Annotated in this window: 7 protein-coding genes; 3 read left to right on the top strand and 4 right to left on the bottom strand. The window is 56.5% G+C overall.

Annotation, left to right across the window (positions count from 1 at the left end):
• Window positions 1-2,163, top strand: a 2,163-nt coding sequence (locus tag CW742_RS04510; protein WP_342764858.1) for a thioredoxin domain-containing protein, incomplete at its 5' end; no start/stop codon positions are given.
• Here CW742_RS04510 and CW742_RS04505 read toward each other — a convergent pair.
• The 4 genes from CW742_RS04505 to CW742_RS04490 all read right to left on the bottom strand — a co-directional run bounded on the left by CW742_RS04505 (window position 2,132) and on the right by CW742_RS04490 (window position 5,690).
• Window positions 2,132-2,608 (bottom strand): pyridoxamine 5'-phosphate oxidase family protein, encoded by a 477-nt coding sequence (locus CW742_RS04505; RefSeq protein WP_292417067.1) that lies wholly within the window; start codon window positions 2,606-2,608, stop codon window positions 2,132-2,134. The two genes, CW742_RS04510 and CW742_RS04505, sit on opposite strands and share 32 nt — an antisense overlap.
• Window positions 2,609-2,679: 71 nt before the next feature.
• On the bottom strand, window positions 2,680-4,047 hold the full coding sequence (locus tag CW742_RS04500) for a rhodanese-like domain-containing protein (protein ID WP_292417064.1): 1,368 nt from the start codon (window positions 4,045-4,047) through the stop codon (window positions 2,680-2,682).
• 68 nt (window positions 4,048-4,115) lie between these two features.
• Window positions 4,116-5,426 carry a 2'-5' RNA ligase family protein gene (locus CW742_RS04495; protein ID WP_292417061.1) on the bottom strand — a complete coding sequence of 437 codons (1,311 nt, stop codon included), beginning with the start codon at window positions 5,424-5,426 and terminating at the stop codon, window positions 4,116-4,118.
• Window positions 5,427-5,516: 90 nt separating this feature from the next.
• Entirely contained in the window at window positions 5,517-5,690 is a 174-nt protein-coding gene (locus CW742_RS04490; RefSeq protein WP_292417059.1) for a hypothetical protein, read from the bottom strand.
• A gap of 155 nt (window positions 5,691-5,845) precedes the next feature.
• Between CW742_RS04490 and CW742_RS04485 the strand changes: the two genes are divergently transcribed.
• Together CW742_RS04485 and CW742_RS04480 are read left to right on the top strand one after the other, a co-directional pair.
• Window positions 5,846-6,529 (top strand): HAD family hydrolase, encoded by a 684-nt coding sequence (locus CW742_RS04485; RefSeq protein ID WP_292417057.1) that lies wholly within the window; start codon window positions 5,846-5,848, stop codon window positions 6,527-6,529.
• Window positions 6,530-6,665: 136 nt separating this feature from the next.
• On the top strand, window positions 6,666-7,186 hold a 521-nt coding region (locus CW742_RS04480), incomplete at its 3' end, for a pyruvoyl-dependent arginine decarboxylase (protein WP_292417055.1).

Below are 7,186 nucleotides of genomic sequence, written 5' to 3'. Positions count from 1 at the left end.
AGCCACCGGATGCAGAACCGGGAGCCGGGCGGGGAGGGCGAAAAGGGCACCCGCCTCTTGGGCGAGAAGGGCCCCTATCTCCTCCAGCATGCAAAGAACCCTGTGGACTGGTTTCCGTGGGGCGAGGAGGCGTTCTCGCGTGCAGCACGCGAGGACAAGCCGGTCTTTCTCTCGATCGGGTACGCGACCTGCCACTGGTGCCACGTAATGGCGCACGAGTCGTTCGAGGATCCGGAAGTCGCAGAGCTGCTCAACCGCGACTTTATCGCCATCAAGGTGGACCGAGAGGAGCGGCCCGACATCGACAGCACGTACATGCAGGTCTGCCAGATGCTTTCGGGGCAGGGGGGATGGCCGCTGACGATCGTGATGACACCGGAGAAGAAGCCGTTCTTTGCAGCCACCTATCTCCCAAAGGAGCGGCGGTTTGCGGTTCCGGGCCTCCTCGACCTGCTCCCGCGCATCGCAAAAGCCTGGCGGGAACAGCGGGGAGAACTCCTCCGGTCCGCAGAATCCATCACCCGGGCCCTTGGGACACGTGATGCGGTACCTGCCGGGCTGGAACCGGATGCAGCGCTGCTGGACGAGGGGTACGAGGATCTCCTGCTCCGGTTCGATCCTGGATACGGGGGATTCTCCGGCGCCCCGAAATTCCCGACCCCGCATACCCTGCTCTTCCTGCTCCGGTACTGGAAGAGGACCGGCAAGAAGCGTGCCTTTGACATGGTGGTAAAAACATTGGATGCTATCCATGACGGCGGGATCCATGACCACATCGGAGGCGGGTTCCACCGGTACTCGACCGATGCACAGTGGCGTGTGCCGCACTTCGAGAAGATGCTGTACGACCAGGCGCTTCTCCTGATGGCATACACCGAGGCATTCCAGGCAACCCGGAACGATCGCTACCGCGAGACGGTGAAGTCAACGGTCCGGTACGTCCTGCGCGATCTTACCGATCCGGAAGGGGCGTTTTATTCTGCTGAAGACGCGGACAATCCTGGGGGCGAGGGGGCATTCTATCTCTGGACTACACGGGAACTGGAAGCCGTGCTCGGGAAAGACGATGCTGCGATTGCCGGCCGGGTCTTCAATGCCCGGGATGCGGGAAATTTCTCCTCACCCGATGGTACCGGCACGGAAAATATCCTCTTTCGGACTCTATCCGATGAGGCACTAACGGGGGTCACCGGCATCCCGCAGGAGGATCTTGGCCGGCGCATTGCATCCATCCGAAAACAGCTCTTTGCAGCGCGGGAGAATCGCGAACATCCCCGGCGGGATGACAAGGTGCTTCTCGACTGGAACGGGCTGATGATCGCTGCACTGGCAAAGGCGGCCCGGGTCTTTGGTAACGGGGAATGCCGTGCAGCCGCGGAACGCGCAATGGAATGTATCCTTGTGCGGATGCGGACGGGGGATGGAAGGCTCTGGCACCGGTATCGCGACGGCGAATGTGCAATTTCGGGATTTGCTGACGATTATGCGTTCCTGGGCCTTGCGCTGATCGAACTGTATGAATGCACGTTCGATCCGCGGTACCTTGCCGAAGCGCTTGCGGTCATGAAAACACTCGGGGATCATTTCCCTGACCGGGAGAACGGGGGATTCTTTTTCACGGCCGATGATGCTGAAGCGCTCCTTGTCCGGGACAAGGTGATCTACGACGGGGCTGTGCCATCGGCAAATTCTGTTGCCTGCGAGGTCCTCCTCCGGCTCTCACGGCTTACCGGGACCACGGAACACGAGGAGCTTGCCGCAGCGCTTGCCAGATCCTTTACCGGGCGCGTCCGTGAATCGCCGTCGGCGTTCTGCTGGTTCCTCTGTGCCATTGAACGGGCTGTCGGGCCATCGCAGGAGATCGTGATCGTTGGTAACCGCGGCTCTCACGCTGTGCAGGGACTTCTTTCAGTCGTATATTCCCGGTATCTCCCCCACTGCACGATGATCCTGAAGCCTGCTTCTGATCCTGAAACTGTCGCTGCTCTCGCGGCCATTGCCCCCTATACAAGAGATATCCCTGTTTCTCCGGACGGAGCGGCATATCTCTGTTCGGGAAAGACATGCTCGCTTCCCCTCTCGGACCCGGGCCTGCTGGCAGCGGAACTGGAGCGGAACGAAAAAAGGGTGATTAAAGGTTCTTCAGCGAGACAATGTCTTTAACCCCGGCGAGTTTCCAGACAAGGGAGCGTTCCTCTTCTGCAATGGCGACAGGGGCATCCATCGGGGAGTGGCCGAGGGCGGCAAGGATGTTGCACGAGAGGTTGCGGTCCACGATTAAGTCAACGAACTTTTCCCGGATCAGTTTCTTCTCGATGGAATCCTCCACCTCTTCCAGGTATCCCTGGAGCGTGACGAAGGTATAGGATGAAAGGTCTTTTGTGTATTTCTCGATCTCGACAGAGACATACGGGCTTTTCCGGAAATACTCGAGTTTTTTGCCGTATTTGGTCGAGAGGAAGTAGAGGAACGATCCATCGAAGACATAGAGGAACGGTGCGATGTACGGGTATTTCTCTCCCTGGAATGCGATGCGGCAGACATACCCTCTCTCGATCAACCGGTCATATTCTGCCTTGTCCATACGGGGGATTTTTATGATTTCCATAGGTTCCCAAACCTCATTCCTAACAAAAGACGATAAACCTTTTCAAATGGGGTCAGGGAAAAGAAACGGGATCAGGGGCCGGTCTCAAACCCTGCCTGAGTCCACGCCGCTATCCCTCCCAATAGGTTGGTGACGTCACGATACCCGTTGCGGGAGAGGAGGCTGGCTGCAAGGCTCCCTTTGAATCCCGCATCGCAATACGTGATGACCGTCCTGTCCTTTGGGATCTTGTCAAGGTGTTGCAGAACCTCGCCGGCATAGATATGGTGCGCTCCCGGTATATGCCCATAGGAACGCCACGTTTCCCCGTGACGGACATCCAGCAAAAATTCAGGTTCGCGTTTCAGCCGCTCTGCAAGTTGCGGGGCGGTGCAGGACGGGAGTAGGGCAATCTCTTTTCCGGCAGATGCCCAGGAACCAAATCCCCCGGAGAGGATCCCCGTAATGCTGTCAAATCCCATACGGCTGAACTGGCGTGCAACTTCATCGATGCCGGTATTGAAATCATCGACAAGGGCGACTGGTTTCTCGTAATCGAGGACAAAACCGGCATATCCCGATATTCCGCGCCGCCAGAGCGAGATGCTTCCTCTGATGTGACCGCCGGCAAACGAGGTCGGGGACCGGATATCGACAACCTGGCAGCCATCGCGTATCGCGGTTTCTAAAGCTTCGGCTGAGAGCGGGCGTGGGAATAAATCGGCTGGAGTGCGGGGTGGCCCGTTGCGGTTCCATGTCTCCATGCGCCGGAAGTAGTGGGGGGTGTACGGCGATTCGGTAACACGATGTGCAATGAATGCATCCCGACCCATCTTCAACCGGGGATTGGACTGTCGTTCATACCCTGCGGTCGTGAACGGGTGTTCAGCAATAGTGCCGCCGCAGATGGAGCCCGGGCCATGGGCCGGGCAGATGATGACACCGTCGCCAAGGGTCAGGATCTTCCTGGTGATGGAATCGAAGATCTTGCCGGCCATCTCGACGTTCCGGTCCGGGCCATAAAAATCGGTGCGGCCTATCTCTCCTGCAAAGAGGGTGTCACCGCAGAAGACCATGAACGGATCAGGTGTGACGGCAAGGTCCCGGACAACGAGCGAGATGCTCTCCTCGGTATGGCCGGGAGTTTCCAGTACCATGATCTCAAGAGACCCGATCGTGAACCGGTCGCCTTCCTGTACGGGCTTGCCGAACGCAAAATCCATCTGCCTCCCGTGCCAGATCTCCGCTCCGCATGCTTCGCGCAGGGCGGTTGAGCCGGTCACGTAGTCCTCGTTCCGGTGCGTCTCGAATATGTGGCGGATGGAGAGTCCATTGTTGTGTGCGATCTGAAGATAGATGTCGCAGTCGCGGCGCGGATCGATTACGGCAGCCTCTGTACCGGAGGCGATGAGGTAGGAATAGTGAGCAAGACCTTCGGAAACAACCTGGTGAAACAGCATACCGGCTTCTCCTGTATGGTGACTCCGTGCCGGTATGTAAAAAGGATTGCGGACCGGGTATTCCCGGTTCAGGAAACATGAGGATAGTTCAGGAGTATGGGATCGTTCGTGCCGGTCTTTGTTCGATCACGGATAGTCTCGCAGATAGCTGAGAGACTGGCCGGGACATACCCGATCACTTCAGCACTGACATTGATCCGTTTATGCACAATGTCGATGAACGGATAGTTCCGGAGGTCGTTGTTGTGGTGGTGGCCATGGATAATCCATCCATCGAATCCTTCCGGGGCATCCGACGGATCATGGACAAGGCAGAACTGCATCCCCTCGTGTTCCAGGAAGATGAACGGGGCTAAACCCGGGTCAGGACTGTCATGGTTACCGGCAATGAAGACAGCATCGCCGCCGAGCATGGCGCGGTACTCCCGGGGAGAGCGGGCAGAAGGCCCGTAGCAGAGATCGCCTATATGGTAGATTTTTGTATGTTCCGTGCAGCGGGCGTTCCAGTTACCGATGAGGACCCGGTCCATGGTTTCAGTATCACCGGTACGGAACGGGCGGGAGCAGTACCGGATGATATTTGCATGGCCGAGATGGAGATCGGCAATCACGAGGATGTCACCGGGATCGGCCGGATCGGGCATCGTGAGCTCAAAACCTGCATGTCTCCGGTAGCGCTCAAGCGTCTGCTGCCAGCCGGGACTGTCATGACGGTGATTGTCGGTGTTCCAGCGTTTTTCCAGAAGATCATATTCCGCGAGAATCCGGTCTCCCTGCATGACCGTGATCCGGAGGCCGGTCTCATCAAGAAGCACAGGTTTTTGGGGTGGACGGAACCGTCCATGGATGCGATATTCCAGCAGTGACCGGATCCGGAAGAACAATCCCCCGACCCGGTTCTGCCATGGGTCTGCGGTTTCCGATTCAAGCAGCGCAGAGAAGATCCTTGCACTGGTCTTTTCACGGAGATGGTTTGCCACGGTAACGTGATACCATTTTTGTTCAGGGTGCCCGTCCCAGGCATTATGGCTTTTTGTCAGGGTATTGAGGACTCTGGCGATCTTCGTTGTCAGCAGTTTCAGTGATTCCGATGGCTGGACAGAAAAAGCGATGACACTGCCATGCATTCCCGACCGTTTCTCGAACCGGTCAAGGGTGAATGGAAGAGGATCGAAGCCCGCTGCAATGGATCCGATACAGTCAAGGATCTGATCAGGGGAAACGCCCGGGAGCAGTTCCATGGGCCCGAAAAGGGTGAGGTGCGGGTGGCGCTCAAGATACGGTGCGATACCGGCGGTTGTGGCGATCGCGGCAGCGGTATTTCGGATCCGCCGCTTGGTATTTCCCAGCCGTATCTCGACAAGAAAGATGTCATCCATAAGCAAGCGCTCTCGTGAAACAGTACTGTATGTGCGGTCTTTGGGATTAAAAGTACATCCCGGCAACCGATGAAAACAGGGATAAGGAAGTCAGGATTTTGTCTTCTGGTGTGCCAGGCCAAAGAGCATGGCAATTCCGACAAGAACGGTCGCCACACCGCCGACACCGAATACGATACCAATGCCCGGTGCAAGGGAAGACGCAAACACGATGCCGGATGCTATCAGGACGCCTCCAATCTGGATGGCCACAACAGGTTTCATTACCGGTTCTGCGATAAGCTATCTTTCCGTAAGGTATCTCATACGTAATCCGCGGTCATATTTACACATTACCCTCATTACCATTCCATGACGGCCTTGCCGGATGGGGATCATCAATAGCATCTTTACGTAATCCGGTCAATAAACCAGAAGCAATGAGCATGCCCGGTACGGTCTCGACACTCCTGTTTGACATGGACAATACTCTATTTGACCTGGTGGAGGCACAGGTTGTTTCCTGCCATGCGGTGACACGTTTTCTCGGGCAGGATGACGGTGACGAGCTCTTCTCGTACTTCCTCCAGCCGGTGCATGGCTTTGAATCGCATGGCAATATCCGGCAGTACATGGAAGACCGGAAGATCCCGCTGGACGGGGCGTTCGATGCGGCATGCCGGGTATACGAATCAGCGAAGCTGAAAGCGATTCATCCATACCCCGGGGTTATGGAAACCCTGCAGCACCTCTCTGATGAGGGATACCCGATGTGTATCGTGACGGATGCGCATTCCCGCGATGCGACCCTGCGGCTGGAGAAGACCGGCATGCTCCAGTACTTCACGAGCCTTGTCTCGTTTGACCTTGTGCAGGAGAAGAAACCGGGTCCCGGCCCGTTCCTTACCGCGCTTGAGATGATGCAGGCTTCCCCATCGGATGTGCTTCTCATTGGCGACAGCATCCGCCGCGATATCGAGCCCTGCACCCGGCTTGGCATCCGGACGGTCTATGCACGGTACGGGGACTGGTTCCCGGCAGGCCGACAGGAGCATGGTGCGGATTATGTGATCGATTCGATGAGGGAACTTTCAGAAATTCTCCAGAGGATTAACCAGGCGTGATTGGTGCAAAATAGTTCTCAAGTCTGCAGGTTTTCATGCGAAAAAGACCATTTCTGGAGATCCATTCTTAAAAAAATCCCCATTTTTTCCTGTCAGCACCAATAACTTAAAAAAACGGATGGCTCCAATAAAAGCTATGTATGTTCCCAAAGAGATCTTTTTCACCAAAGGTGTTGGTGTCCATAAAGATCGTCTTGCCTCGTTCGAGCTTGCACTGCGGAAGGCCGGCATTGAAAAATGTAATCTTGTCTATGTGTCGAGCATCTTCCCCCCGAAGTGCAAACAGATTTCGCGGTCGGTCGGGCTGAAAAAACTCGAGCCTGGTGCCATGACTTTCTGCGTCATGGCCCGGAACGATACCAATGAGCCCAACCGGCTCGTCTCATCTGCCATCGGGCTCGCACTCCCAAGCGATACTGCCGAATACGGGTACCTGTCGGAACATCACGCCTATGGCGAAACCGAGAAGAAGACCGGGGAATATGCCGAGGATCTTGCGGCAACCATGCTTGCGACAACGCTGGGTATAGAATTCGATGTCAATGCCGCATGGTCGGAGCGCGAGCAGACCTATAAGGCCAGCGGCAAGATCATCAAGACCAAGCACACCTGCCCATCCGCGGAAGGGGACAAGAACGGGCTGTGGGCCACGCAGAA

The organism is Methanoregula sp. (assembly GCF_002835825.1).
In the GTDB taxonomy this organism is placed as follows: Archaea; Halobacteriota; Methanomicrobia; order Methanomicrobiales; family Methanospirillaceae; genus Methanoregula.
Note: the sequence above shows the minus strand (reverse complement) of the source record. Positions and strands in the feature narration are given on the sequence as shown.